Genomic DNA, 26,180 nt, shown 5'->3' with positions numbered 1-26,180 from the left:
GCCCCCTCGATTCGTACAGGTGGGAGGGACAGTAGTGGACGATCCGGGACGATGAGATGCCAATTATTCCGGGGTATCAGCCGCAGCCGGAGGTGAGCGAGCCCACCCGCCGCCGGTCCGGCTCGTGCCTGCCGAAGTCGGGTGGGTCGTTCGGGCGGACGAGGCGACCGAGGCCGTCCGGGAGCGGGTTGACGGCGGGGTGCCGGCGGCCCCCTGGCCCGCCGGCACCCCGAAACGTCGTCGGGTCAGCCCGCGTACTTGCTGAAGATCTTCGCGAACTCGTACGGCTGCTGCGGGATGTTGGTGCACTTGGCCAGCGAGCCGCCGGTGCAGGCGTTGGCGTCCCGGGTGGCGTCCCAGAAGGCGAGCAGGCCGAGGTGGTTCTGCTGGGTGAAGGTCACCAACTGCTGGGCGGCGGCCTGGTTGTAGATCTGGTGGTCGTCGTTCTCGCCGATCATCGGGGTGACCCCGACCATGGCCCACAGCTGGGCGTCGGTCTTCGCCGGGTAGAGCGCCTTGAGCTGGCCGAAGGTCGCCTGCGCGGCCTGGACGGCGGCGTTGCCGTAGTCGCTGCCGGAGCGGTAGTAGTCCATCGCCATGATGTTGACCAGGTCCAGGTTGACCCCGGCGTCCCGGGCGGACTTGACGATGGCGACGCCCTCGCTGGTCAGGCCCTCGGGCAGGACGGGCAGGGTGAGCGAGACCTTGAGGCCGGGGTGGGCCTGCTGGAGCTTGGCGAGCGCGGCGGAGCGGCGGTCGTTGGAGGCGGTGTCGGCGATCGCCGCGCCCTCGATGTCGTAGTCGACGTAGCGCAGGTTGTAGGCGTTGACCACCGCGTCGTACTCGTTGAACAGCGAGTCCACCGAGGTGCAGGCGGCGGCGAGTTCGGTGCCGCTGGCGCCGCCGAAGGAGAGCTTGACGTCGCCGCCGGCCGCGCGGAGCGCGTCGACCTGGTCCTTGGCCCAACCGGTGCGCGGGTCGTAGGCGTTGAACCAGCTGGCCTTGCAGCCGACGCCGGTGACGAAGCCCATGGTGTAGCCCTTGACGCCGCCGGCCTTGGCCATGTCGGGCATGGACGGGGTGGGCCAGGCGCCCATGTCGATGTACGGGGCGACGGGGAGGGCGACGTTCGGCGGCGGGGTGGTCGGGCCGCCGGTGGGCGTGCTCGTGGGCGTCCCGGTCGGCGGGGTGGTCGGCCCGCCGCCGCCGGGGCCGGTGAGGGTGACGTCGTCGGCGAGGTAGGCGCCCTGCCCGTACCAGCCGTGCAGGTAGACGTTGACGCTGGTGGTGCTCGGTCCGGTGGTGAAACTGGCGGACAGCTGCTGCCAGTTGGTGCCGCCCGGGGTCCACACGGCGGGGTCGGTGACGCCGCTGCCGGTGGCGCCGAGGTAGACGTACTGGCCCTGCACCCAGGCGCTCAGGGTGTAGGTGGTGTTGGGCTGGACGCTCACGGTCTGGCCGCACTGCGCGGTGTCGCCGGCGCTGACCGCCCCCTTGAGGGCGTCGACTCCGCTGTGGGCACCGGAGTTGACGATGCTTCCGGTACCGGCGGAACAGCTCCACGGGGCGAGCGTGCCGCTCTCGAAGCCGCCGTTGGCGAGCAGGTTGGCGTCTGCGGCGCCGGCGTTCCCGGCGAGGGTGGCGAGGCCGCCGGCCGCGAGCACGGTGGCGGCGGTGAGGCTCAGCAGGGTGGTCCGGCCGGTGGTGCGGCGCCGGATGGGGGCGTGCTGGGGCGCGCTGGGCATGGGGGTGCCTCTCGGAGCGTGGGGCCGCCCGCGCCGCGAAGGGGGGAGACGCGGGGCGGGCGGCAGCATGGGGGCTGTTCCGGTGCGGGAGGAGCGCGGTGCTGAGGATCAAACTGGACTAGACCAGCTGTGCACGTCAAGCACTTCCGGGCGTTCGGGAGCCTTCCGGGAGCAGGTTTTAGGGAGGGTTTAAGGAGGCCGGCCGGTCAGCCGGTCAGCCGACGCGGCACGGCTCGCACTCCTTCACCGGGATGTCGTCGCTGAGCGCCCGCCTGGTCCGCCGCCCGGTCCGATGACCAGTCCGATGGCCGTACCGGGCCGGAGGCTTGACCTCGAGTGCACTCCAAGGGGGAAGCTGGCGGCGTTGATCCACTTCGGCTCAGCGGAACCACAGATCGGAGCACCGTCATGCGCAGCGCCTCGTTCGGCAGCGGCGGCCCGGAGGTCGGCGTGATCGGCCTCGGCTGCATGGGGATGACCCACGCCTACGACGTCCGGAGCCGGGACGACGAGAAGTCCGTCCGGGTCATCCACCAGGCGCTGGACCTCGGCGTCACCCTGATCGACACCGCTGACGTCTACGGCCCGTACAGCAACGAGGAGGTGGTCGGCGCCGCCCTGGCCGGCCCGCACCGCGAGCGCGCCTTCCTCGCCACCAAGGTGGGCATCGTCCCGGGCGGCGGCGGTCCGAACGTGCGCGACGGCCGGCCCGAGCACGTGCGCCGCTCGATCGACGACAGCCTGCGCCGGCTCGGCACCGACCACGTCGACCTCTACCAGCTGCACCGGGTCGACCCGGCCGTCCCGATCGAGGAGACCTGGGGCGCGCTCGCCGAGGCCGTCCGGGCCGGCAAGGCTCGTCGGATCGGGCTCTCCGAGGTCGGCGTCGAGGAGATCCGGCGCGCCCAGGCCGTGCACCCGGTGGCCTCCGTGCAGTCCGAACTGTCGCTGTGGACCAGGGACGTGCTGGCCGAGGTGCTGCCGTACACCGAGGAGCAGGGCATCGCCTTCCTCCCCTTCTCGCCGCTCGGCCGGGGCTTCCTGACCGGCAGCATCTCCTCCTTCGACGAGCTGCCCGAGGACGACCTCCGCCGCCGCCTGCCGCGCTTCCAGCAGGACGCGCTCAAGGCCAACCTGGCGCTGGTCGGCAGGGTCCGGGAGGTCGCCGAGCGGCTCGGCACCACCCCGGCGCGGGTCGCGCTCGCCTGGGTGCTGGCGCAGGGCCGGTACGTCCTCCCGATCCCGGGCACCAAGACGCCGCGCTACCTGGAGGACAACGTGGGCGCGGCCGAGGTCGAGCTCTCGGCGGCCGACCTGGCCGAGCTGGACGCGCTGCCTGCCCCGGAGGGCGGGCGCTACTGAGCGCCCCGGGTGCCGCTACCGCGCGCGGGGCGTCACCGCTCCATGACCCAGACCAGCTGCCGCCCGGTCTCGCCCGGGGCCCGGACGGCGGCCTCGGCGACCCGGTCCAGCCGGTAGCCGAGCTTGCGCGGGACGGCCGCGCTGGCGGCGTTCGCCCGGTCGCAGCGGATCTCCACCCGGACGATCCCGGGCAGCGCCAGCGCGGCCTCGGTCAGCGCCCCGGCCGCGGTGGTGGCGATGCCGCGGCCGACGTGCCGGGCCGCCACCCAGTAGCCGATCTCCAGGGCGCCCGGGCCGATCCGCGCGTGCAGCCCGAGGGCGGCGACCACCCGGCCGGGGGCCCCGTCCAGGTCGGCGAGGTACATGAAGTCCGTCCCGGCCTCCCAGGCGGCGGTGCCGGCCCTGGTCCGTTCGGCGGTCCGGGCCCGGGTGGGGACCTCGGCCGCCCAGTCCAGCCAGGGCCGCAGGTGCTCCAGGTTGGCCCGGACGGCCCGGTGCAGCGCCGGTGCGTGGGCGCTGCGGCGGCGGTGCAGGGAGAGGCCGCCGGGCAGCCGCAGCAGTTCGGGCGGCCGCCCGGTGGTCACCTCGGGTGCCACCCGGGCGGGCTCGCAGGACTGTGGCAGTGCGGGGCTCATGGCGGCGATTATGTCCTTGGCCCGGACCTGCCACATCCGGACGGGGGCGCATCCCGTCCCGCCGACCGGCGGGGGCGGGCGACGCGCTTCGCGGGGGCGCCCGCCGTGCGCTGCGGGGCGCGTCCCGCGGGCGCGGCGGCGCGCCGCCCGGCGCGTCAGAGCCGGATCATCACCTCGTCCAGCTCCTTGCGCCGCAGGTCCGGCACCCGCGCCCCCTCGGCCGGGTAGCCGACCGGGATCACGTACGCGGCCCGCTCCTCCGCTGGGCGCCCGCACACCTCGTTGAGGAACCGCATCGGGCTCGGCGTGTGGGTCAGCGTGGCCAGCCCGGCCTGGTGCAGCGAGGCCAGCAGCAGGCCGACCGCGATCCCCACCGACTCCTTGGTGTAGTACGGGCGCGGCGAGCTGGGGCCCTTGTGCACCTCGAAGACCACGATCACGGCCGGCGCGTCCTCCAGGAACGGCTTGTGCCAGTCGGTGCCGATCGGCGCCAGCGCGGCCAGCCACTCCTCGGACGCCCGGTGGCCGTAGAACTCGCGCTCCTCCGCCTCGGCCGCCTCGCGCAGCAGCCGCTTGCGCTCCGGGTCGGTGATCACCACGAAGCGCCAGGGCTGGACGTGGGCGCCGCTGGGCGCGGTGCTCGCGGTACGGACGGCCCACTCGACCACCCCGTCCGGGATCGGTTCGGTGGAGTAGTCGCGGACGGTCCGGCGCTGCGCCATCACGTCGTGGAAGGCCTTGCTGCGGGCCTCGGCCTGGTGGGCCGGCACCGTCATCGGGGTGAGCGGGACGGTCGGGTGGGGCGTCCCTGCCACTGCGCTGTCAACCATGGCCGACAGCACAGCACATGACGGCCGCTCCGGGAAGAGGTAGAGACCAATTCGCGGAGCGGCCGGCTGTGCCGCGAAGGACCTACAGCTCGTGCACCCGGCCGTCCCGGACCTCGATCCGACGGTTCACCGCCACCGTGTCCAGCATCCGCCGGTCGTGGGTGACCAGCAGCAGGGTGCCGGTGTACGAACCGAGCGCGGACTCCAGCTGCTCGATCGCGGGCAGGTCCAGGTGGTTGGTGGGCTCGTCCAGCACCAGCAGGTTGACCCCGCGGGCCTGCAGCAGCGCCAGCGCGGCCCGGGTGCGCTCGCCGGGGGAGAGGGTGCCCGCCGGGCGCAGCACGTGCACCGCCTTGAGGCCGAACTTGGCCAGCAGGGTGCGCACCTCCTCCTCGGTGAGCTCCGGCACGGCGGCCGCGAAGGCGTCCGCCAGCGGCTCCCCGCCCAGGCTGTGCTCGTTCTTGAAGATGTGCCCGCGCGCCTGGTCCACCTCGCCGACCACCACGCCGGAGCCCAGCACGGCACTGCCGGAGTCGAGTTCGAGCCGGCCGAGCAGGGCCGCCAGCAGGGTGGACTTGCCCGCGCCGTTGGCCCCGGTGATCGCGACCCGGTCGGCCCAGTCGATCTGCAGGTCCACCGGGCCGAAGGCGAAGTCGCCGCGCTTGGCGACGGCCGCCCGCAGGGTGGCCACCACCGAGCCGGAGCGCGGCGCGGTGGCGATCTCCATCCGCAGCTCCCACTCCTTGCGCGGCTCCTCGACCACGTCCAGCCGCTCGATCATCCGCTGGGTCTGCCGGGCCTTGGACGCCTGCTTCTCGGTGGACTCGGTGCGCTTCGCCTTGGCGTTCTTGTCGTTGTCGCCGCCCTTGCGGCGGGCGTTGCGGACGCCGTGCTCCATCCAGTTGCGCTGCATCTGCGCCCGGGCCTCCAGCGAGGACTTGGTGTCGGCGTAGTCCTCGTACTCCTCGCGGGCGTGCCGGCGGGCCACCGCCCGCTCCTCCAGGTACGCCTCGTAGCCGCCGCCGTACAGCTTGACCTGCTGCTGGTGCAGGTCCAGCTCCAGCACCTTGGTCACGGTGCGGGCCAGGAACTCGCGGTCGTGGCTGATCAGCACGGTGCCGACGCGCAGGCCCTTGACGAAGGCCTCCAGCCGCTCCAGGCCGTCCAGGTCGAGGTCGTTGGTCGGCTCGTCCAGCAGGAACACGTCGTAGCGGGAGAGCAGCAGCGAGGCCAGGCCCGCGCGGGCGGCCTGGCCGCCGGAGAGCGCCGTCATCGGCAGGTCGAGGGAGACCTTGAGGCCCAGCGAGTCGGCCACCTCCTCGGCCCGCTCGTCCAGGTCGGCGCCGCCGAGGTCCAGCCAGCGGTCCAGGCCGGCCGCGTACGCGTCGTCGGCGCCCGGGCGGCCCTCGACCAGGCCTTCGGTGGCCTCGTCCAGCTCGGCCTGGGCGGCCGCCACGCCGGTGCGCCGGGCGAGGAAGTCGCGCACCGACTCGCCCTCGCGCCGCTCCGGCTCCTGCGGCAGGTGGCCGATATGGGCGCTCGCCGGGCTGAGCCGCAGCGACCCACCCTCGGGGGTGTCCAGGCCGGCCAGCAGCCGCAGCAGGGTCGACTTGCCGGCGCCGTTCACGCCGACCAGGCCGATCACGTCGCCGGGGGCGACGACCAGGTCCAGGCCGGCGAAGAGGGTGCGTTCGCCGTGGCCGGCGGTGAGGTCCTTGACTACGAGTGTCGCGCTCATGATGGAGCCGATTGTAGGAGGACCGGGCCCCGAGCCGGAAAAGGCGGCGGGGCCGCGGCTGCCTTCCGGCAGTCGCGGCCCCGCACGGGACCAGGGCGGGTCTCAGCCCTCGGTCACTTGGCCTTCTTGGAGAAGTAGTCGAACATGTGCGCCGCGACGTCCTCCAGGTAGGGGCCCGCCTCGTAGGTGTTGGCGCCGTTGCCGACGGAGGTGTCGCTGACCAGGGCCGGCTTGCCGTCCTTGGTGGTGTACCACCCGCCGCCGCTGCTGCCGCCGGTCATGTTGCAGCCGATCATCAGCATCGCCGGGCGGCTCGGGTCACCGGGCTTCGCGGCCGGCTTGCCGCCGTCGCAGTGCTCCAGCTCGACACCGTCGAAGGGCTTGCCCTCCGGGAAGCCGTAGTTGGCGACGGAGGCGAGCTGGTCGCGCGGGGCGTTGAACCACAGCGGCACGGAGCCGCCGACGGTCTCCTCCAGCGACTTGCCGTTCGGGTCCGGGTTGGCGACCTTGATGATGCCGAAGTCGTACTGGCTCCACGGGCCGCCCTTCTCCGGGTCGGCCTCCTGGGTCCACTGCGGGGAGACCATGCCGGCGGTCGCGCCCCACTCGCCGTACGGCTCGGCGTCGTCCAGCTTGGACTTCTGCTTGTTGCCGTTGCTCAGCACGCCGTTGCTGTTGAAGGCCGGGGCGAAGGTGATGTCGGTGTAGTACTTGTTGCCCTTGCCGCCGTGCAGGCAGTGGCTCGCGGTCCACACCAGGTTGCTCTTGCCCGGGTTGGCCGGGTCGGAGACGACGGTGCCGGAGCAGACGTAGTCCTCGTTGCCGTCCTTGAAGAAGATCTTGCCGTTGACGTGCATGTTCTTCGGGAACGGGTGCGCCACGGGCTTGGCGGCGACGACCGAGGGCAGCTGGTCCGGGCCGGTCGGCGGCTGGGCGGCGGTGGGCTGGGCCGGGGCCGCGCCCGTCGGCTGGGCGGTCGGCTGACCGGTGGGCTGAGCCGGCGCCTGCGGCAGCGGCTTCGGCTTGGCGTTCAGCAGCTTCTGCAGGGTCCAGTAGCCCTTGACCGCCGGGGTGATCACGTTGGCCTGGGCCCACTTGTCCCAGTCCTCGAGCTTCCAGGTCTTCAGCTCCTCGACCGTCGGCAGCTTGATCGGAGCCGCACCCGGCTTCCCGGAGGCACTGGCCGCGACCGACGGCGCGGAGGTCTGGGCGCCGGCCGGGTCGCTGTTGTCCGGTCCGCAGCCGGTGGCGACCACCATGGTCAGCGCGGCGACGGTGGCGCCGAGGACGGCACGGCTCGGCCGGGATATCGGTGACATGAGTTCAAATCCCCCTGTTGACTACCGCCATACGGCCCGGTCCTCGGGTACGGCCGGCTGGGGCCGCAGGTATGGCAGGTGAGGAGTCTGCCATGCGGATAAGGAACTCCTTACACGCGCCCCCGGCCGGTACGAGGCTGTCACCGGATCGGCACCGGATCGGCACGGGGCCTTTGCCGTGGCCGAATTCGCCGTGCTGTCGCGGCGGTGTCGACCCGGCGCCGCGGTGCCGTCCCGACGTCGTCGCGGCTGCCGGAAAACCGGTTGCACGCGTCCGTCGGGGCTCCTAGCGTGGTTCGCGTCATCCGCCAGACAAGGAGAAGGCCGTTGCTCTACTGAGGTCCCGGGACACCGCCCCCGCCACGCAGGCTCTGCCGTCGCCGTTGCCGCTGTCGTTCTCGCGGCCGCAGCTGTAGCCCTTGCCGCGTGGTGTGCGAGTGTGCGACCTCAGTCACGGCCCCGTGGCGCGTCATCGCGCCGTCCTGTCCTCCGGCCGTCCCGGTTCCGCACCCGCGGTGTCTCCCCGTGTTGCTCGTCACCCCTTCAGCAACCACCCGGGAGGCCTTGCATGGCACAACCCACCACCGCCGTCCTCTGCACCGACCTCGCGTTCGAGTGGCCCGACGGCAAACCCGTCCTGGACGGCTTCCACCTCGCCGTCGGCCCCGGCCGCACCGGACTCATCGGCCTCAACGGGGCCGGCAAGTCCACCCTGCTGCGGCTGATCGCCGGCGAACTCACCCCCACCGGCGGTACCGTCCGGGTCGAGGGCGAACTCGGCCACCTGCCGCAGGGCCTCACCCTCGACACCGGCCTGCGGGTCGACGAGGCGCTCGGCATCCGGGCCGCCCGCGAGGCCCTGCACGCCATCGAGTCGGGCGACACCGACCAGCGGCACTTCGACGCCGTCGGCGACGACTGGGACGTCGAGGAGCGCGCCCGCGCCACCCTCGACAAGCTCGGCCTGCGCCGCCTCGGCCTCGACCGCACCACCGGCGAACTCTCCGGCGGCGAGGCGGTGTTGCTACGGCTGGCCGCCCTGCTGCTGCGCCGCCCCGACGTGCTGCTGCTGGACGAGCCCACCAACAACCTCGACCGGGCCGCCCGCGAGCGGCTCTACGAGACGGTGGCCGGCTGGCAGGGCGCCATGGTGATCGTCAGCCACGACCGCGAACTGCTCCGGCACGTCGACCAGATCGCCGACCTCCGGGACGGCGGGGTGACGTGGTACGGCGGCAACTACGACGACTACGAGCGCACCCTCACGGCCCAGCAGGAGACGGCCGAGCGGCTGCTGCGCAACGCCGAGGCCGACGTCCAGCGCCAGAAGCGGGACTTGGCGGAGGCCCGCACCAGGCTGGACCGCAGCGCCAGCTACGGCAAGAAGCGCTCGGTCACCCGCAACGACCCGCACATCTTCGCCGGGATGCTCAAACGCAAGGGCCAGGAGACGGCCGGCCGGCTCACCGGCATGCACGCCGAACGCCTGGAGGAGGCCAGGGCGCGGCTGACCGCCGCCGAGGAGGCGGTGCGCGACGACGCCGAGATCCGGATCGACCTGCCGCGCACCGAGGTGCCGGCCGGGCGCACCGTACTCACCCTGCAGAAGGTCCGGTTGCCCTTCGGCGCCACCGTCGACCTCGACCTGCGCGGCCCCGAGCGGATCGCCCTGGTCGGGCGCAACGGCTCCGGCAAGACCACGCTGCTGCGCACCATCGCGGGCGAACTCTCCCCGCTGGAGGGGCAGATCACCACCCCGGAGGGGCTGCGGCACCTGCCGCAGCGGCTCGACCTGCTGGACGACGCCCTCACCGTGGTGGAGAACGTCAAGCGGTTCGCCCCCGCCGCCGGGGACAACGCGATCCGGGCCCGGCTGGCCCGCTTCCTGTTCCGGGGCGCCCGGGCCGAGCAGCCGGTCGGCACGCTGTCCGGCGGCGAGCGCTTCCGGGCGACGCTGGCCGCCCTGCTGCTGGCCGACCCGCCGCCGCAGCTGCTGCTGCTCGACGAGCCGACCAACAACCTGGACCTCGCCAGCGTCCGCCAGCTCACCCAGGCGCTGGCCGCCTACCGGGGCGCGCTGATCGTGGTCAGCCACGACCTGCCCTTCCTGCGCGGCCTGGGCCTGACCAGGTGGCTGGAGCTGGACGGCGAACTGAGGGCGGTGGATCCGATGTAGCGGCTACTGCTGCGGCTGGAGCTGCCGCCGTGGGCCCTGGTCGCCCCGGGCGTCCTCGGCGAGCACCCGCCGGGCCGTGCTCAGGGCGGAGTCCTTGAGCGCGGCCAGCTCCTCGGGGCTGTACACCGGGGTCCGGAGGTCCGGCGCGATGCCCGGGCCGTCGAAGGTGCCGCCGTTGCGGGTGAGGTACTTCTCGTTCGGCAGGACGACCGCGAAGTCCGGTGAGAGCGGCTTGATCAGGACGTCCGAGAAGACGCCCTGGGTGTTCTCGCCGATCCGGGTCACGTGCGGGGAGCGGCCCATCAGCGCCTGGGCGAAGGTCTCCGCCGCGCTGGCCGAGATGGAGGAGGTGAGCAGGGCCACCGGACCGGTGAAGTGCTCGCTGTCCGAGGGCTCCACGGGGACGGGCACGGGCCGGGTGAACTTCGTCGGGTCGGCCGGGTCGTTCCGTGCCACCTTCCGGTAGGCCAGGTACGGGCGGTCGGTGAGCCGGGCGGCGATGTGCAGCCCGAGCGCGTCCGAGCCGCCGCCGTTCAGCCGGACGTCGAGCACCAGCCCGGTGAGCCCGTCCGGGTCGGCGAGCAGGGCGTCCAGCGCCTTGTCCAGCTCGGCGGCCTGGCTGAGGTAGTCTCCGTCGGTGTAGTCGTCGAAGCTGCCCACCCGCAGGTAGCCGACGCCGTCGGGAAGCCGGCCCACGCCGAGCTTCCCGCCGGCGAAGAGCCGCTCCGGGCCGGTGAGCTGGGCGGCGACGGCCTCCCCGGCCCGGGTGGTCAGCTCCTTGGTGCGCACCGTCGAGCCGGGCCGCCGGCCGCCGAACACCGGTGTCGGCTGCCCGTCGACGATCCGCGCCAGCCCGGTGTGGGCGTCGCCGAGCGGCCGCAGCATGTCGACGAACACCTCCTGCAACCGGTCGGCGGTCGTCGCGGGCGTGATCCGTCGCCGCTGCTCGTCCCGGACGGCCTGCCAGTCGATCCCCTTGGCCGCGAAGAAGGGGTAGTTCTCCGCGAAGTCCTCCCAGAACCGGTCGAAGACCGCGAGCGGGTCGTTCGGTGCCGGGGTGGTGCACAGCGCCGGCAGTGCGGGGATCCGGTACAGGTCCTTGGTGCCGACCCCGCCCTCCTCGCGGTCGACCAGCCGGTCGCGGCCCTTCGGGGTGAGGGTCACCGCGTTGGTGCCCGTGACGAAGCGGACGGTGCCGTCCGGTCCGGGCGGGCCGGCCTGCGCCGCGGTGATCCAGCCCGGCACGCAGCTGTGCGCGGTCACGTCGTAGGTGGTCAGCCGGCCCCCGTCGACGGCGACCACCGTGCCGTAGCCGTCCATCCGCCAGACGCCCGTCAGCGGACTCCCCGGCCGCCCCTCGGCGGCGGCCGCCGCCCCCGCCGCCGGCCCGATCGCCGTCGCGAGTGCCGCGAGTGCTGTGGCGAGCGCCGCCGTCGCCGTCGTCGCCCGGCCGACCGTCCCGTACTCCGTCTTCGGACCTCGCCGACTCTGCTTCATCTCCGGCCTCCGCCGAGTGCCCGGCCTCCCCCGCGGAACCCTTCCGCCACCGTGCCCACGACGCTACGGTCGCCCGCACCGCCCGGGCGTCATCCGACGCGCCGCGCCCGTCCCCTCCTCCGGGCGCACTCGCAGGCCCGGCTGGACCGTCTCGGGAGGGATGGACGGCAAACCCTTTTGACGGCGGGTGGGAAAGCCGTCGCGCACCCGCGTCCCCGGCTGTCCCGCGTCCCCGGCTGTCCCGCGTCCCCGGCTGTCGCCCGCCCCGGCCGAGCCCCTGCGGTTCCCCGCCCGGGCGGTTCCCCACCCGGGCGGTTCCTCAGCCCGGCAGGACGAAGCCCGACTCGTAGGCCGCGATCACGGCCTGGGTGCGGTCCCGGGCGCCCAGCTTGGCCAGCACACTGCCCACGTGGGTCTTCACCGTCTCCTGGCTCACCACCAACTGCCGGGCGATCTCGGCGTTGTTGAGCCCGGTGGCCATCAACCGCAGCACCTGGCCCTCCCGTTCGGTCAGCCGCCCGATCGGCCCCCGGTCCGCGGGGGCCTCCCGCCGGGCGTTCGCTCCGTGCCGCAGCGCGAGTTCGCGCACCGCCGCCGGGAACAGCAGCGAGTCCCCGCGCGCGACCAGCCGCACCGCCTGCACCATCTCCTCGGCCCGGGCCCGCTTCAACAGGAAGCCGGCCGCGCCCGCGCGCAGCGCGTCGTACACGTGGTCGTCGTGCTCGAAGGTGGTGACCACCAGGATCCGCGGCGGCTCGGCCATCCCGCCGACCAGCTGCTCGGTGGCCCGGATCCCGTCGATGTCGGGCATCCGGACGTCCATCAGCACCACGTCCGGTCGCAGTTCGCGCACCAGCGGCACGACCTCGGCGCCGTCGGCGGCCTCGCCGACCACGGAGAGGTCCGGTTCGGCGTCGATCACCACCCGCAGGCCCATCCGGACCAGGCGCTCGTCGTCCGCGATCACCACGCGGATGGGCCCGCCCCCCGCGCCGTTGCCGTCGTTCATCCCCCAGTCCCTCCCAGCGGCAGCCACACGGCCAACCGCCATGTCGTCCCGTCCTCGCTCGGCCCCACGGCGCTCCCGCCGCGCAGGGCCGTCGCCCGTTCCCCGATCCCGCGCAGCCCGCGCCCGCCGCCGGGGCGGCTGGGGCGGGCCGGGCCCAGCGGGTTGGTCAGTTCGATCTCCAGCCGGCCCGCGTCCAGCGCGACCCGCAGCCCCGCTGGGGCGGGCCCGGCGTGCCGGAGCACATTGGTCAGGCCCTCCTGGACGATCCGGTACGCCTCGCGGGAGACCTCGGCGGGCAGTACGCCCAGGCCGGGCGCCAGCTCGGCGTCCACCGTCACGCCGGTGCGGGCGAGTTGGCGCAGCAGGTCGTCCAGCCCGGCCAGCGTGGGCCCGGCCGGTCCGGCGCCGCCGTCCTCCTCCTCGCGCAACAGCCCCAGCACGGTGTCCAGTTCGGCGACGGCCCCGCGCGCGGTCTCCTCGATCGCGCGCAGCGCCTCCGCCGCGAAGTCCGGGTCGGTGCGCAGCACCCGGGCGGCCGCCGCCGCCTGGATGCCGACCGCGCTGAGCGCGTGCCCGACCGAGTCGTGCAGTTCCCTGGCCAGCCGGTTGCGCTGGGCGAGCACGGTGGCCCGCCGTTCGGCGGCGGCCAGCCGCTCCTCCGGGGTGGGGCCGAGCAGCCGGGGCGCCCAACGGGCCAGCAGCGCACCGCAGCCGGCGTTGCTGACGACGATCAGCAGCAGCACGGCCAGACCCAGCGCGGGGCCGGTGAGCATCCAGTCGGGGAAGCGGTCCGTCCAGTAGCCGGAGAGGTCCTCGGACCCGATCAGGCCGAACATCAGCACCACCGCGAAGGGCGTCCCGGCCAGCGTCATCCCGGCGACCACCCCGCCGGTGAACAGGTGCAGCACGAAGAACGCGGCGGTCCGCCACCGGGCGGCCCAGGACCGGGACGGCCCGGTGGCCAGTTCCTCCGGCCGGGCCACCGCGCACAGCGCCCGGGCGGCCGCGCCCTCCAGCCCCCGGACGGTCGGCACCAGCGCGGTGACCGCCGCCATCGGCAGCGAGGTGAACAACGACAGGATCTGCAACAGCAGTTGGCGGGCCTGCCCCTGGTTCGGGTTGAGCGCCCCGAGCCCCACCGTCGACAACAGGTAGTAGGGCATCAGCAGCGCGCCGCCCAGCACCAGGTGCACCCAGCGCAGTCGGGCCCGCCGCCCGAACAACACCCCGCCCGCCCGCCGGATCCGGCCGCCCCCCGTACTCACCCGGGCGACTTTACGTCAGCGCCGCCGGGGCCGTCAGCGCTGTCGTGGCCGTCAGTGCAACCGGGCCCGTCAGTACAGCCGGGCCCGTCAGTGCTGTCGGGCCCGGCCCCCCTCCTGGGCCCGGCCAACCTGCCGGCGGCGGCCCCCCGTTCGGTCAGGGCCACCGCGCCCGCCGCCAGCATCAGGGCCCCGGCCGTGAACTGCCCGGCCTCCACCAGGGCCAGGAACCCCGGCACGGCCCGCGGCAGGTCCGGCACCGTCGTCGAGGTCCCGAACGCCACCAGCAGGAAGCCGCCCCAGCCGAACAGCGAGCCCGCGCCGGTCCAGGCCACCAGCAGAGGCATCCGCAGCCGCCGTCGCGGCCCGAGCCGGAAGACCAGCACCAGCAGCGCCAGTGCCGCGGCGACGGCGGTCACGGCGGTGGCCGCGTCCATCGTCGCCATCGACCGGTCGTACTCCTCGGCCATCCGCAGCGGCAGCCCGACCGTCCCGCCCGCCGCCCAGTACGCCCGGGCCGTCGCGACCCCCAGCGCGACCAGCGCGGCCACCACGGCGAAGGCCCGCTGCACGTTGCGGGTGGGGGAGTCGGGCAGGTCGCCGATCCGGTCGTGGAGCAGGCCCGTCCAGCGTCGGCGGGCGTACAGCCCGAAGGCGGTGAACAGGGCGGCGCCCTGCACCCCGAAGCCCCCGTAGACCACGGCGTACACCCACCCCGCCAGGCCGTCGTCGGCCTGCTGCGCCGCCGTCCGGTGCTCCGCCCCGAACACCAGCGAGCCGAGCAGGTCCAGCGGAACGACCACCAGGATCGTCCCCAGCAGGCCGCTCGCCACCCACATCGGGAACGCCACCAGCGCGGCCGGGGCCCGCCGCCCCCACGGCCGGACGAAGGCGAGCGCGAGCAGCAGCGCGACCACGTCCATGCCGAAGGTGAGGAGGTTGAGCGTCCACAGGCTGTCCAACGCCTTCGCGTCGCGCGCGCCCACGTGGGCGCCGGCCAGCCACAACAGTTTCAGCGTCAGATAGGGCACCGTGGCGGCCATCGCGATCCCGGCCGCCGCCCCCCGCACCACGTCTTCCTTGCGCCTCATGCCCCCTACGCTGCCGCCGCCCCCCGGGCCCCGGCCTCGGCCCGGGGTGCGATCCCCCTCCCCCCGGCGGGGGATCCTCGCGTCCTCCCTACGCCATCCGGTGGATCAGCCGGTCCTCCTGGTCCACCCGCCCGTCCGGGTCCGGCACCAGCCCGAGCCGCCCGGCCAACCGGCGCGACGGCAGGTTGTCCGCCCTGATCAGCGCCGTCACCGGGATCCCGGGGAACCGCGGCAGCGCCTCCGCCATCGCCGCCCGGCACGCCTCCGCCGCGTACCCCTTGCCCCACGCCGACGGCCGGAACCGGTAGTACAGGTTGAACACCGGCTCCCCGTCCAGCGAGTGCAGGAACAGCCCGGCGACCCCGATCACCACCTCCGGCTCCTCCCGGGTCGCCACCATGCAGTACCCCACCCCGTCCCGCGGCCAGTCCGCCACGAACCCGGCCAACTGCTCCCGCGCCGCCGCGAGATCCCGCTGCGGCCCGTCCGGGTTGTACCGGTTGGTCTCCGGATCCCCGTGGATGGCGAACATCGCCTCCGCGTCCCCCTCCTGCGGCCGGCTCAACACCAGCCGCTCGGACACGGTGACGACCGTCCGGGCAGCGGCGGGCAGATCAGTGGTGGTCATGGCGGTTCCCCCTGTTGTTCGTAATGGTCCGACGGCACAATAGACCATTACGCCGACACCCGCCCGTCCATTTCCTACAGGATCGGCTCACACCCGATCGCCTTGCCCCCGGCGGCGAGGAACTGCTTCCAGGTCTCGTCGTCGTCGGGGATGAGCTTCTGGGCGCCGTCCCAGCTCAACCGGAAGACGGTGGGCTTGCCCTGGCAGGACGTCACCATCTCGTCCGACCCGACCCAGCGGGCCCGGCCGAGCCCCGGTTCGTCCTTCGGGGCGGCCGAGGTCAGGAGCCGCGGCTCGGTGCCGATGGTGAAGGAGACGGAGGGGCTGGGGTGCGCGTCGGTGTGGATGCGGCAGGCCCACAGGGGGTCGGTGGCGGTGGTCGCGGTTTCCCGGAGACCGCGATTCCCCGGCAGGTCGGGCAGGGTGAAGCCGGGCAGACCACAGATGGCGCTGCGGTTGAGGTCGCGCTCCGTTCCGGCCTCCGACAGGATGTGCGGCGCCGGCATCGGCGTCGATCCGCAGGTTCGCTGCCCCGCGATCCGGTTGGCCACCGTCACGGAGAGATCTGCGAGCTCTCGGGCCCCAGGTCCGTCGGCGTCACCCGAACTGACCGCGACCCGCAGCCCGTTGTCGCAGCCCTCGGGGAGCAGTGCCCACGCCCGGTGGTCGGCGGCCGCGCCGACCGCGCCTCCGTTGGCCGAAGCGGCGAACAACCGGGCTCCCGAGTCGTCCGCGAGGGCGGAGAGTCCGGTGTTCTCGCGCAGTTCCACCGTGACCGACCGGTCGTTCCCGAAGACTCCACGACTCACCGTTGCCACGCAGGACGCGGTACCGCTGCGCAGTTCCCCGTTGCCGTAGGTGTGCTCGCTGACCCTGCCCGATCCGAGTGCAGCGGTGAGCGCGTCGGCACTCACGGCGCCACCGCACACGCTGTCCGGCCCGAAGGCATTGCTCAGGTTGTTCGCGAGGAACGCTCCCGCACCGGCCACCACCGCTGTCACGGCGGCCACGGCCACGGCGGCCCGTACGCGCGGACGGCGGCTGCTGGACCCGCGTCGCTCGAGCGCCGCGTCGATACGCCCGGGGCTGCTGTCCGAAGGCTCGTGTCGTTGCTCCGTCACGCGATCACCCATTGCCGAACGCGGCCCTGTAGGCCTCGGTGATCGACGTGTAGTAGTGCATCTTCGCCGTGTCGGACAGTTGGACCAGTTGCGTGTCGCGGAGAGGGATGCCGGACTCGCCCGCCTTCGTTGTGAGCATGTCCGGCACCTGCATCTGTCCGGCGCTGTAGAGGCTGCTGATGTCGCCCTGGGCCTTGGAGTTGATGGCATCGGCCGTACTGTTCGCCCAGTTGCTGGTGGCGACGTCCACGTAGCGCTGGGCGATGTCGCCCACCGGCAGCCAAGCCGAACCGGGCAGCATGTTCGCGAACGTGCCGATGTAGTGGTACTTCATCTTGGCTTCCCAGTTGGCCTTGAACACGCCGTCGTCCCGATGGTTCGTGATGGTGTTCGCCTGGACCGCGTCGAGCGACCCGAGGGCCTTGCTGGCGTCGTTGACGAGCATCTCGAACTTAGGATCCGGGCGGCCGTTGACGTCCTTGAACGCCTCCGGGCCGTACTCGGCCATCCGTCGGGCCACCTCCTGGCTCTCGCTCAGGTGGATCAGCGCGTACGCCTCGGGGTCCTCGGCGGTTCCCCGGATCGCCCGGAGCAGTTGCTCGCGGGTGGTGTTCAGCCCGCCCGGTTCGGAGGGGCCGGCCATGTCACGGCTGAGGATGTCGTGGGTGTCGGCGACGTACTCGCTGATCAGCCCGGCCATCGGGCGGCGAAGCCCCGAGTAGTTCGGGGCCTGGTCGCCCGCCTTGTCCCCGCCCAGCGCCGAGAGCGCACCGTCCATGATCCGCGTCATCATCGCGTCGTGCGGTCGCACGGGCGGCAGGGTGCTGCCGGGTTCGCGGCCGGTCGCCGCGCCGTCCAGCATTTCGACGAACATCCGGTGGGATGTCTTGGGCAGCACGCCCGGGGGAAGCTTGCTCTCCTGGTCGTCGCTGAGCCAGCCGCGGTCCCTGAGCAGGTGGCTGAGGTTCTGGTTCTGGCTCGGGTCGAGGAAGGCCTGGGTCGTCGCCAGATCGCCCTTCATCATCCGCAGCAGCGGGGCCAGCGGGTCGCCCTTCTCGGGGTTGTTGAGCCAGTTCGGGCCCCACAGCTCCTCGCCCTTGACCTTGCTGGAGGCCTCGTAGTCGAGCAGGTTGGTGCCGACCCTGCGGACGAAGGCCGGATCGAAGTTCCCCTTCGCCTCCATGAGGGCGGTGAGTGCCGGATAGTTGTCGTTCCATCCCGCCGCCGAACCGCCCGGGCGGCGGGCGGCCGCGAAGAGTCCGGCTTCCCAGTCCTTGCCCATGCCGCCGTCGCGGGTGCCGTTGGCGAGGAGGACCGACAGGTTGCCGTACACGTCCTGGTAGCCCTTGGCGTTGTGGTTGCCGTGGGCGAGGTCACCGTAGGCCTTGCTGTACTCCAGGAAGGCTTCCGGGCCGGTCTTGCCACCGTAGTTGAGGCCGTTGAGCAGCGTGGTCGCGAAGTCCTTGTTCCCCGTGTTGGCGGCCAGCAGGGTCTGCAGTTCCTTGAGCTGGTCGTCGGTGAGGCTGCCGCCCTTGGACATCAGGTCGGTGGCGCGCTTGGCGTCGGTGACCGGGCCGGTGCGGCCGGGCGTGGGGTTGAAGACGGCGTTGCTGGTGCCGATGTCGCTCTGGAGGTGGAGTGTGGCCAGCTGATCGGCGGCGGTGGCCTTCTCGACGGCCTTGTTCAGCCGTTCCGACACGGCCTTGGCCTTGGCGTTCAGGTCTCGCGCCAGCTGTTCGCTGTCGGGGTCGTTCTTCGCCCCCTTCGGCAGACTCCAGCTGACCGTGCCGTCCGCCGAGACGCTCAGGTCCTGGGTCTGGGCGTCGTGGAGGGCCGTGTCGAGGTCGCGGCGGGCGGCGGTGAAGTCCTCGGCGGCGGTCTTCATGATCGCGGCGAGGGCGGTGGCGACGGCCGACCCCTTCTTGAAGTCGTCGTCGATGCCTTGCAGCGCCTTGGTGCCGCTGTCGGCGGCATCGCCCTTCCAGCCGGCCCGTTGCGCGGTGCTGGTGAGGTCCTTGGTGACCCGGCCGTCCAGGGCGGTGAGGGCCTTGGCGACCCCGGCCCACGCCTCGGCGGCGTCGGAGACCCCGGAGAAGTCGGCTTCGTGCAGTTCCTTGAAGGACACCATGTGTCCGTTCCCCCTTCTGACTTCTACCGGGCCGCGCGCAGGTCGGCGACGGTCGTGATCTCGTTGGAGTGGTAGTTCTGCCGGGTCTGGTCGAGGCCGGTTGCCGCGTTGTCGAGCTTGTCGTGCAGGGTCTTGCACTGCTGCAGCCAGCGCTCCGTGGCGCCGGTGAGGGCGCCGCCGAAGGAGAAGCCGCGGATCTTGGTCGACGCGGTGCTCGCGTACTCGGTGAGGCTGTGCGCGCCGGGCCCGGCCTTGCTGTTGGCGCCGTCGAGGTCGGTGGCGATCTGGCGGGCCATTCCGGCGGAGGCGGTGAGCTCGTACGGGGTGTCCAGCCGGCTGGTGGCCTTGCCGGGCGGGATGAAGGGGAGGGGCGGCACGGTGTTGCCGCCGTCGGCCGGCGCCGGCGGGGCGTACGGCGACTTCTTGGCCGTCGTGCTCGGCATCGGGTCCGTGGCCGGGGCGACCGGTCCGGTGGTGAAGTACGGGCTGCCCATGTCTGCGTGTTCCTCCCCTGGTCGGCGGGGGTTCGTGCACCCCCTTCGGCATGACGACCGTACAGGTCGGCTCCGTCAGTACACCGACGCACCCTCCGTGCCGCCGGTTGCACCGGGCGTGATCGGCTCCATCAAGGTTTCGTCAGGGGGGAATTGGCGGGGAAGCGGTGACACGGCCGCGGGGGCGAGGGCTTGTTACCGGCGGGTCGCTTCCCTATCATCGCGAGTGTTACAGCTTTACTGTCAAACCCCGGAGGGTCTGCGGCCAGTGCGTGACACGAGCAGTCCGGCGAGCGGTTCGGCGACCAGCCCGGCAACCGGTTCGGCCTCCGGTTCGGCCTCCGGTTCGGCATTCGGCCCGGTGGGCGGTCCGGCCGCCGCTGCGGGCCCGTTGGCGGGGGTGCGGGTGGTCGAGCTGGCCGGGATCGGGCCGGCGCCGTTCGCGGCCATGCTGTTGGGCGACCTCGGGGCGGACGTGGTGCGGGTGGACCGCCCGGAGCCCTCGCCGCTCGGGACGGACCCGGCGTACGACCTGACCAACCGGAACAAGCGGTCGGTGCTGGTGGACCTCAAGTCGCCGGAGGGGCCCGGCCTGGTGCTGGACCTGGTCGAGCGGGCCGACCTGCTGATCGAGGGCTACCGGCCGGGGGTGGCGGAGCGGCTCGGGGTCGGCCCCGAGGTGTGCCTGGCGCGCAACCCGGCCCTGGTGTACGGGCGGATGACCGGGTGGGGCCAGCAGGGGCCGCGGGCCGCCACCGCCGGGCACGACCTCGGGTACGCGGCGGTGGCCGGGGTGCTCGGGCTGGTCGCCGCGGAGGGCGGGGCCGACGCGCCGCCCGGGATCCCGGCGAACCTGCTCGGCGACTACGCGGGCGGCTCGCTCTACCTGGTGGTCGGCCTGCTCGCCGGGCTGCACCACGCCCGCGCCACCGGTGCCGGGCAGGTGGTGGACGCCGCGATCGTGGATGGCGCGGCGCACCTGGGCAGCATGCTCTGGGGCCTGCTCGCGGCCGGCCACTGGCAGGACCGCCGGGGCGTCAACCTGCTGGACGGCGGCGCCCCGTTCTACGCGGTCTACCGGGCCGCCGACGGCGGGCACCTCGCGGTGGGCGCCCTGGAGCCCCGGTTCTACGCGGAGTTCGCCCGCCTCCTGGAGCTCGGCCCGGACGCGCCCGGCCAGTACGACCTCGCCCGCTGGCACGAACTGCGGGCCCTGATCGCCGCCCGCTTCGCCACCCGGACCAGGGCCGCGTGGGAGGCCGTCTTCGCGGGCTCCGACGCCTGCGTGGAGCCGGTGTTGACGATGCGTCAGGCCGCCGCCGAGGAGCACCTGTCGGCGCGCGGCACGTACGTCGAGGCGGGTGGCGTCACCCAGCCCGCCCCCGCCCCGCGGTTCTCCGCCACCCCCGGGGCGCTGCGCCGCCCGCCGGCCCGGCCGGGCGCGGACACGGCGGAGGTGGCCCGGGACTGGGGCGTGCCGGCGCTCGACCCGCCGGACGGTGCCACCGAACCTCTCAACTCCGCGACCGAACAAGGGGAGTAGCGTTGCAGCGCGAGATCTTCACCGAGCAGCACGAGGACTTCCGGGCCACCGTGAAGGCCTTCCTCGCCAAGGAGGTGCTGCCGCACTACGACCGCTGGGAGAAGGCGGGCATCGTCGACCGCTCGGTCTGGTCGGCGGCGGGCCGGCAGGGCCTGCTGGGCATCGCGGTGCCCGAGGAGTTCGGCGGTGGCGGTTCGCCCGACTTCCGCTACGCCGCCGTGGTGGCCGAGGAGTTCGCCCGGGCCGGTGCGTCCGGGCTGGCGATCGGGTTGCACAACGACATCATCGGCCCGTACCTCACCTCGCTCGCCACCGAGGAGCAGAAGCGGCGCTGGCTGCCCGGCTTCTGCAGCGGTGAGCTGATCACCGCGATCGCGATGACCGAGCCCGGCACCGGTTCCGACCTCCAGGGCATCCGCACCCAGGCGGTGGACCGGGGCGACCACTTCGTGCTGAACGGCGCCAAGACCTTCATCTCCAACGGCATCCTGGCCGACCTGGTCGTCGTGGTCGCCCGGACCACGCCGGAGGGCGGTGCGCACGGGCTGAGCCTGCTGGTGGTCGAGCGCGGGACGCCCGGGTTCGAGCGCGGCCGCAACCTCGACAAGATCGGCCAGAAGGCCCAGGACACCGCGGAGTTGTTCTTCGAGGACGTCCGGGTGCCGAAGGAGAACCTGCTCGGCGAGCTCAACGGCGGCTTCGTCCACCTGATGCAGAACCTCGCCCAGGAGCGGCTCACCATCGCCGCCGCGGCGATCGCCGGTGCCGAGTACCTGGTCGAGATCACCACCGACTACGTCAAGCAGCGCGAGGCGTTCGGGCGGCCACTGGCCAAGCTCCAGCACGTGCGCTTCGAGATCGCCGAACTGGCCACCGAGTGCGCGATCACCCGGACCTTCGTCGACCGCTGCATCACCGAGCACAACCGCTACGCGCTCACCCCGGCGGACGCCTCGATGGCCAAGTGGTGGGCCACCGAACTGCAGAAGCGCACGGCCGATCGCTGCCTCCAACTCCACGGCGGCTACGGGTACATGAGCGAGTTCCCGGTCGCCCGGGCGTTCACCGACGGTCGCATCCAGACGATCTACGGCGGCACCACCGAGATCATGAAGGAGATCGTCGGCCGCTCCATCCTCGGCTGACCCCTCCGCCAACCCCCCTGCCCCGAAAGGCATCCCCATCGTGACCACCGAAGCGTACGTCTACGACGCGATCCGCACCCCGCGCGGCCGCGGCAAGGCCACCGGCTCGCTGCACGGCACCAAGCCGATCGACCTGGTCGTCGGCCTGATCCACGAGATCCGCCGCCGCTACCCCGAGTTGGACCCGGCGGCGATCGACGACATCGTGCTCGGCGTGGTCAGCCCGATCGGCGACCAGGGCTCCGACATCGCCCGGATCGCCGCCATCGCGGCCGGCCTGCCCGACACGGTGGCCGGCGTCCAGGAGAACCGCTTCTGTGCCTCGGGCCTGGAGGCCGTCAACCTGGCCGCCGCCAAGGTCCGTTCGGGCTGGGAGGACCTGATCCTGGCCGGCGGCGTGGAATCGATGTCCCGGGTCAAGATGGCCTCGGACGGTGGCGCCTGGTTCGCCGACCCGATGACCTCGTACGAGACCAACTTCGCCCCGCAGGGCATCGGCGCCGACCTCATCGCCACCATCGGGGGCTTCTCCCGCACCGACGTGGACGCGTTCGCCGCCGAGTCCCAGGCACGCGCCGCCAAGGCGCAGGCGGACGGCCTGTTCGACCGCTCGGTCGTCCCGGTGCGCGACCGCAACGGCCTGGTCGTGCTGGAGCGCGACGAGTTCATCCGCCCCGGCACCACCGTCGAGACCCTGGCCGGCCTCAAGCCCTCCTTCGCGGCGATCGGCGAGGCCGGCGGCTTCGACGCCGTGGCCCTGCAGAAGTACCACTGGGTGGAGGCCATCGACCACGTCCACCACGCGGGCAACTCCTCCGGCATCGTGGACGGCGCCGCCCTCGTCGCGATCGGCAACCGCGAGGTCGGCGAGCGGTACGGGCTGCGCCCGCGCGCCCGGATCGTCTCCGCGGCCGTGTCCGGCTCCGAGCCGACCATCATGCTGACCGGCCCCGCCCCGGCCACCCGCAAGGCCCTCGCCAAGGCCGGGCTCACCGCCGCCGACATCGACCTGGTCGAGATCAACGAGGCCTTCGCGGCGGTCGCCCTGCGCTTCATCGGCGAACTCGGCTTCCGGCCCGACCAGGTGAACGTCAACGGCGGCGCGATCGCGCTCGGCCACCCGCTCGGCGCGACCGGCGCGATGCTGCTCGGCACCGTCGTCGACGAGCTGGAGCGGCGCGACCTGCGCTACGGCCTGGTCACCCTGTGCGTGGGCGGCGGCATGGGCGTCGCCACCATCGTCGAGCGCGTCTGATCCCCCTCTCCCCCCGGTAGACCTGGAGACCTTGAACCCATGAGCGACACCACCACCATCCGCTGGGAGCAGGACCGGGACGGCGTGGTCACCCTCGTCCTCGACGACCCCACCCAGTCCGTCAACACCATGAACGAGGCCTTCACGGCCGACTTCGAGGCCACCGTCGAGCGGCTGGCCGGCCTCGGCGACGCGCTGCGCGGCGTGGTGGTCACCTCCGGCAAGAAGACCTTCTTCGCCGGGGGAGACCTGCGGATGCTGTCCGCCGCCCGCCCCGAGGACGCCGGGGCCGTCTTCGAGAAGTCCATGCGGATCAAGCGCTCGCTGCGCAAGCTGGAGACCCTCGGCAAGCCGGTCGTCGCCGCCGTCAACGGCAGCGCGCTCGGCGGCGGTCTGGAGATCGCCCTCGCCTGCCACCACCGGATCGCGCTGAACACCCCCGCCAGCCGGATCGGCCTGCCCGAGGTCACCCTCGGCCTGCTGCCGGGCGGTGGCGGTGTGGTCCGCACCGTGCGGCTGTTCGGCATCACCGACGCCCTGCTGAAATTCCTGCTGCAGGGCCGCCAGTACCGCCCGGCGCAGGCGCTGGAGCACGGACTGGTGCACGAACTGGTCGACACCCCCGAGGAGTTGACGGCCCGGGCGAAGGCCTGGATCGAGGCCAACCCGACCGCCGTCCAGCCCTGGGACGTCAAGGGCTACAAGATCCCCGGCGGCACCCCCGCCACCCCCGCCTTCGCCGCCAACCTGCCCGCCTTCCCGGCCAACCTGCGCAAGCAGCTCAACGGCGCGCCCTACCCGGCCCCGCGCAACGTGCTGGCCACCGCGGTGGAGAGCAGCCAGGTCGACGTCGACACCGCGATGGTGATCGAGGCCCGCTACTTCACCGAGCTGGCCTGCGGGCAGACCAGCAAGAACATGATCCAGGCGCTGTTCTTCGACATGCAGGCGGTCAACTCCGGCGCCGGACGACCCAAGGACGTCGAGAAGCGGCTGGTCCGCAAGGTCGCCGTGCTCGGCGCCGGGATGATGGGCGCCGGCATCGCCTACACCTGTGCCAAGGCCGGCATCGAGGTCGTGCTCAAGGACGTCAGCACCGAGGCCGCCGAGCGCGGAAAGGCCTACTCCGAGGGCCTGCTGAACAAGGCGATCGCTCGCGGCCGCTCCACCGAGGCGAAGCGCGACGAACTGCTGGCCCGGATCACCCCCACCGGCGACGCCGCCGACCTGGCCGGCTGCGACGCGGTGATCGAGGCCGTCTTCGAGAACACCGAGCTCAAGCACAAGGTGTTCCAGGAGATCGAGGGCGTGGTCGCCCCCGACGCGCTGCTCTGCTCCAACACCTCCACCCTGCCGATCGGCGTGCTCGCCGAAGGCGTCCGACGCACCGGCGACTTCATCGGCCTGCACTTCTTCTCGCCGGTCGACAAGATGCGCCTGGTCGAGATCATCCGGGGCCCGCAGACCGGCGACGAGGCGCTCGCCCGCGCCTTCGACCTCGTCCGGCAGATCGACCGGACCCCGATCGTCGTCAACGACTCCCGCGGCTTCTTCACCTCGCGAGTGATCGGCCAGTTCCTCAACGAGGGCGTCGCCATGGTCGGCGAGGGCATCCACCCGGCCTCCGTCGAGCAGGCCGCCGCCCAGGCCGGCTACCCCGCCAAGGTGCTCTCCCTGATGGACGAGCTCACCCTCACCCTGCCGCGCAAGATCCGCGACGAGTACCGGCGCGCGGTCGAGGCCGCCGGCGGCACCTGGACCCCGCACCCGGCGGACACGGTGGTGGACCGGATGGTCGACGAGTTCGGCCGCCCCGGGCGCAGCGGCGGCGCGGGCTTCTACGAGTACGGCGAGGACGGCCGGCGCGGCCGGCTCTGGCCGGGGCTGCTGGGGCACTTTGCCGGTGGCGCCGACGGCGCCGAACCGGCCGAGCCCTCGGAGGTCCCGTTCGAGGACCTCAAGGAGCGGATGCTGTTCAGCGAGGCGATCGACTCGGTGCGCTGCCTGGAGGAGGGCGTGCTCACCTCGGTCGCCGACGCCAACGTGGGCTCCATCCTGGGCATCGGCTTCCCGGCCTGGACGGGCGGCGTCTTCCAGTACATCAACGGCTACCCGGGCGGCCCGGCCGGCTTCGCGGCCCGCGCCCGCGAGCTCGCCGCCGCCTACGGCGAGCGGTTCGCGCCGCCGGCCCTGCTGGAGCGGATCGCGGCGGAGGGGCGGACCTTCACCGACTGACCGGAGCGCGCGGGCGGAGCGTGCTGGGCGGGCCGAGCGGGTGCGCGGAGCGTGCTGGGCGGGCCGAGCGGGTGCGCGGAGCGGGCGCGCCGAGCGGGTGGGCGGAGCGGGTGGGGTCGTGCGCGGGAGGGCGCGGCCCCGCCCGCCCGGCTCCTGCTAGTTGCCGGGTTCCGGGCCCGAGTCCGGGCCCGAGTCCGGGCCCGAGTCCGGGCCCGACTCCGCGCCCGACGCCTCGCCCAGCTCGTCGCCCAACTCCTCGCGCAGGAAGCGTTGGAACGCGGTGACCAGCGCCTGCGCCACCATCGGCTGGATGTGGTCGGTCAGCTCCTTCATCCGGGCCAGCTCCGCCGGATCCGGCTCGCTCTCCCGGTACGGCTTCCAGACCGTCTCCCGGAACAGCCGCTGCAGCTCCCGCGCGGTCGCCCGGCTGTGCTCCACCACCACCGCCCGGGCGGCCAGCAGCGTCTCCAGCGGGATCGGCACGTCCAGGATCCGTACGCCCAGCGGCAGCAGGCCCGGATCCGTCCGGAACACCTCCGGGTCGGCGGTGCGCTCCAGCGCCCCCATCGCGACCAGGCGTTCCACCTGCTCCTCCGACAACCCCCGACCGGCCCGCCGCTCCAACTGGGCCCGGCCCACCTCCTCGGCCGTCTCCGGCGTCCAGGACGCCACCAGCGCCCGGTGGATGGCCAGGCCCAGCGGGGTGCTGTCCTCCGGCAGCCGGGCCAGGTAGCGCTCGATCGCGGCCAGGGTCAGCCCCTGCCGCTGCAACTCCTCGATCAGCCCCAGCCGGTCCAGGTGCGCGGCCCCGTACAGCCCCACCCGCCGCGGACCCAGTTCCGGCGGCGGGAGCAGCCCCTTCGTCCCGTAGAACCGCACCGTCCGCACCGTCACCCCGGCCCGCGCCGCCAACTCGTCCACCGTCAGCCGCACCTCGCCCACCCCGGCGCCGTGCTCCCCCATCTGC

At 73.2% G+C, this 26,180-nt stretch carries 20 protein-coding genes; 6 read left to right on the top strand and 14 right to left on the bottom strand.

The window, feature by feature from the left end; translation table 11 throughout:
• Positions 1-245: 245 nt before the first annotated feature.
• Positions 246-1,745 (bottom strand): carbohydrate binding domain-containing protein, encoded by a 1,500-nt coding sequence (locus ACZ58X_RS05695; protein ID WP_470332427.1) that lies wholly within the window; start codon positions 1,743-1,745, stop codon positions 246-248.
• A 408-nt stretch (positions 1,746-2,153) separates the two neighbouring features.
• On the opposite strand from ACZ58X_RS05695, the gene ACZ58X_RS05690 reads away from it, so the two are divergent.
• A complete protein-coding gene (locus ACZ58X_RS05690; protein WP_470332426.1) occupies positions 2,154-3,107 on the top strand; it encodes an aldo/keto reductase in 954 nt (317 codons plus the stop codon).
• Positions 3,108-3,139: 32 nt separating this feature from the next.
• On the opposite strand, the gene ACZ58X_RS05685 is transcribed toward ACZ58X_RS05690, so the two are convergent.
• The 4 genes from ACZ58X_RS05685 to ACZ58X_RS05670 all read right to left on the bottom strand — a co-directional run bounded on the left by ACZ58X_RS05685 (position 3,140) and on the right by ACZ58X_RS05670 (position 7,629).
• Positions 3,140-3,742, bottom strand: coding sequence for a GNAT family N-acetyltransferase (locus tag ACZ58X_RS05685; RefSeq protein WP_470332425.1), 603 nt, complete (start codon positions 3,740-3,742; stop codon positions 3,140-3,142).
• A gap of 155 nt (positions 3,743-3,897) precedes the next feature.
• A complete protein-coding gene (locus ACZ58X_RS05680; RefSeq protein ID WP_470332424.1) occupies positions 3,898-4,572 on the bottom strand; it encodes a nitroreductase family protein in 675 nt (224 codons plus the stop codon).
• Positions 4,573-4,654: 82 nt separating this feature from the next.
• Positions 4,655-6,310 (bottom strand): ABC-F family ATP-binding cassette domain-containing protein, encoded by a 1,656-nt coding sequence (locus ACZ58X_RS05675; protein ID WP_470332423.1) that lies wholly within the window; start codon positions 6,308-6,310, stop codon positions 4,655-4,657.
• A gap of 113 nt (positions 6,311-6,423) precedes the next feature.
• Positions 6,424-7,629: a trypsin-like serine peptidase gene (locus ACZ58X_RS05670; protein WP_470332422.1), complete on the bottom strand. Its 1,206-nt coding sequence runs from the start codon at positions 7,627-7,629 to the stop codon at positions 6,424-6,426.
• 568 nt (positions 7,630-8,197) lie between these two features.
• Here ACZ58X_RS05670 and ACZ58X_RS05665 point away from each other — a divergent pair.
• Positions 8,198-9,805, top strand: a complete 1,608-nt coding sequence (locus ACZ58X_RS05665) for an ABC-F family ATP-binding cassette domain-containing protein (protein ID WP_470332421.1) — start codon at positions 8,198-8,200, stop codon at positions 9,803-9,805.
• A gap of 3 nt (positions 9,806-9,808) precedes the next feature.
• Here ACZ58X_RS05665 and ACZ58X_RS05660 read toward each other — a convergent pair whose 3' ends face one another.
• The 8 genes from ACZ58X_RS05660 to ACZ58X_RS05625 all read right to left on the bottom strand — a co-directional run bounded on the left by ACZ58X_RS05660 (position 9,809) and on the right by ACZ58X_RS05625 (position 19,035).
• Positions 9,809-11,302, bottom strand: coding sequence for a S41 family peptidase (locus ACZ58X_RS05660; protein WP_470332420.1), 1,494 nt, complete (start codon positions 11,300-11,302; stop codon positions 9,809-9,811).
• 319 nt (positions 11,303-11,621) lie between these two features.
• Positions 11,622-12,311, bottom strand: coding sequence for a response regulator (locus ACZ58X_RS05655; protein WP_470332419.1), 690 nt, complete (start codon positions 12,309-12,311; stop codon positions 11,622-11,624).
• Complete coding sequence (locus tag ACZ58X_RS05650) at positions 12,308-13,576, bottom strand: sensor histidine kinase (protein ID WP_470332418.1); 1,269 nt, start codon at positions 13,574-13,576, stop codon at positions 12,308-12,310. Before ACZ58X_RS05650 ends, ACZ58X_RS05655 begins: the two co-directional genes overlap by 4 nt.
• Positions 13,573-14,664 (bottom strand): hypothetical protein, encoded by a 1,092-nt coding sequence (locus ACZ58X_RS05645; RefSeq protein ID WP_470332417.1) that lies wholly within the window; start codon positions 14,662-14,664, stop codon positions 13,573-13,575. The genes ACZ58X_RS05650 and ACZ58X_RS05645 overlap by 4 nt, the downstream gene beginning before the upstream one ends.
• A gap of 88 nt (positions 14,665-14,752) precedes the next feature.
• Positions 14,753-15,292: a GNAT family N-acetyltransferase gene (locus ACZ58X_RS05640; RefSeq protein WP_470332416.1), complete on the bottom strand. Its 540-nt coding sequence runs from the start codon at positions 15,290-15,292 to the stop codon at positions 14,753-14,755.
• Positions 15,293-15,366: 74 nt separating this feature from the next.
• Positions 15,367-16,206 carry a hypothetical protein gene (locus tag ACZ58X_RS05635; RefSeq protein ID WP_470332415.1) on the bottom strand — a complete coding sequence of 280 codons (840 nt, stop codon included), beginning with the start codon at positions 16,204-16,206 and terminating at the stop codon, positions 15,367-15,369.
• 211 nt (positions 16,207-16,417) lie between these two features.
• Positions 16,418-18,541, bottom strand: a complete 2,124-nt coding sequence (locus tag ACZ58X_RS05630) for a WXG100 family type VII secretion target (protein ID WP_470332414.1) — start codon at positions 18,539-18,541, stop codon at positions 16,418-16,420.
• 23 nt (positions 18,542-18,564) lie between these two features.
• Positions 18,565-19,035 (bottom strand): hypothetical protein, encoded by a 471-nt coding sequence (locus ACZ58X_RS05625; RefSeq protein ID WP_470332413.1) that lies wholly within the window; start codon positions 19,033-19,035, stop codon positions 18,565-18,567.
• 400 nt (positions 19,036-19,435) lie between these two features.
• Between ACZ58X_RS05625 and ACZ58X_RS05620 the strand changes: the two genes are divergently transcribed.
• Genes ACZ58X_RS05620 through ACZ58X_RS05605 form a run of 4 tightly spaced genes read left to right on the top strand, consistent with a single transcriptional unit; the run spans position 19,436 to position 25,213 of the window.
• On the top strand, positions 19,436-20,578 hold the full coding sequence (locus tag ACZ58X_RS05620) for a CaiB/BaiF CoA transferase family protein (protein ID WP_470332734.1): 1,143 nt from the start codon (positions 19,436-19,438) through the stop codon (positions 20,576-20,578).
• 2 nt (positions 20,579-20,580) lie between these two features.
• Complete coding sequence (locus tag ACZ58X_RS05615) at positions 20,581-21,723, top strand: acyl-CoA dehydrogenase family protein (RefSeq protein WP_470332412.1); 1,143 nt, start codon at positions 20,581-20,583, stop codon at positions 21,721-21,723.
• Positions 21,724-21,763: 40 nt separating this feature from the next.
• Positions 21,764-22,978: an acetyl-CoA C-acetyltransferase gene (locus ACZ58X_RS05610; RefSeq protein WP_470332411.1), complete on the top strand. Its 1,215-nt coding sequence runs from the start codon at positions 21,764-21,766 to the stop codon at positions 22,976-22,978.
• Positions 22,979-23,017: 39 nt separating this feature from the next.
• Positions 23,018-25,213 (top strand): 3-hydroxyacyl-CoA dehydrogenase NAD-binding domain-containing protein, encoded by a 2,196-nt coding sequence (locus ACZ58X_RS05605; RefSeq protein ID WP_470332410.1) that lies wholly within the window; start codon positions 23,018-23,020, stop codon positions 25,211-25,213.
• 156 nt (positions 25,214-25,369) lie between these two features.
• Here the strand turns inward: ACZ58X_RS05605 and ACZ58X_RS05600 are convergent, their stop codons facing one another.
• Positions 25,370-26,176, bottom strand: a complete 807-nt coding sequence (locus ACZ58X_RS05600) for a MerR family transcriptional regulator (RefSeq protein WP_470332409.1) — start codon at positions 26,174-26,176, stop codon at positions 25,370-25,372.
• Positions 26,177-26,180 lie beyond the last annotated feature (4 nt).

The organism is Kitasatospora sp. NPDC040550 (assembly GCF_055594965.1).
Note: the sequence above shows the minus strand (reverse complement) of the source record. Positions and strands in the feature narration are given on the sequence as shown.